The 1,284-nt window shown below is 66.1% G+C and carries 1 protein-coding gene; it reads left to right on the plus strand.

Annotation, left to right across the window (positions count from 1 at the left end; translation table 11 throughout):
* Nucleotides 1–159: 159 nt before the first annotated feature.
* A partial coding sequence (locus Q0L15_RS04285) for a DEAD/DEAH box helicase (RefSeq protein ID WP_366939535.1) occupies nucleotides 160–1,284 on the plus strand: 1,125 nt, incomplete at its 3' end.

A 1,284-nucleotide genomic window follows, 5' to 3' on the forward strand; every position in this document is an offset into this window, starting at 1 on the left:
CCGGCTGGCTCGGACTGGGCTCGATCGTCCTCGAACCGCGCGGCGACCTGGCCCCGGCCTTGAGCAGGTCGCTCGGCGGCCGGTTCGGTTAGGGAGCCCTCCGGGGCCTGGGTAGAGTGGCGGAGGTCTGTCTACACCCCATCCAGGAGTCCGTGCCTCGTGCCTGCCATTCTCGACAAGATCCTCCGCATCGGCGAAGGCAAGATCCTGCGTCAGCTCGAGGCGATCTCCCAGGCGGTCAACGCCATCGAGGACGACTTCGCCGCGATGAGCGACGCCGAGCTCCAGGGCATGACGGCGGAGTTCAAGGAGCGGCTCGCGAACGGCGAGAGCCTCGACGACATCATGCCCGAGGCCTTCGCGACCGCCCGCGAGGCGGCCCGCCGGGTGATCGGCCTGCGCCCCTTCGACGTCCAGGTGATGGGCGGCGCGGCGCTGCACCTCGGCAACATCGCCGAGATGAAGACCGGTGAGGGCAAGACGCTGGTCGCGGTGCTCCCGTCGTACCTCAACGCGCTGAGCGGCGACGGTGTCCACGTCGTCACCGTCAACGACTACCTCGCCAAGTTCCAGTCCGAGATGATGGGCCGCGTCCACCACTTCCTGGGCCTGACGGTCGGGGTGATCCTCCCCGAGATGCGCCCCGACGAGCGTCGTGCTGCCTACAACTGCGACATCACCTACGGCACCAACAACGAGCTCGGCTTCGACTACCTGCGCGACAACATGGCCGGCTCCATCGAGGAGTGCGTCCAGCGCGGCCACAACTTCGCGATCGTCGACGAGGTCGACTCGATCCTCATCGACGAGGCGCGCACCCCGCTGATCATCAGTGGCCCGACCCAGGACGAGGTGCACTGGTACGCCGAGTTCGCCAAGATCGCCCGCACCCTGGTCCGCGACGAGGACTACGAGGTCGACGAGAAGAAGCGCACGATCTCGGTGCTCGAGCCCGGCATCACCAAGGTCGAGGACCACCTGGGCATCGACAACCTCTACGACTCGGTCAACACCCCGTTGATCTCGTTCATGCACAACTCCATCAAGGCCAAGGAGCTGTTCCACAACGACAAGGAGTACGTCGTCATCAACGGCGAGGTGCTCATCGTCGACGAGCACACCGGCCGCATGCTGGCCGGTCGCCGCTACAACGACGGTCTCCACCAGGCGATCGAGGCCAAGGAGGGCGTGCAGGTCCGCGAGGAGTACCAGACGCTCGCGACCGTCACGCTGCAGAACTACTTCCGCCTCTACAACAAGCTCTCCGGCATGACCGGTACGGCG

The organism is Nocardioides sp., assembly GCF_024509035.1.
Lineage (GTDB): Bacteria > Actinomycetota > Actinomycetes > Propionibacteriales > Nocardioidaceae > Nocardioides.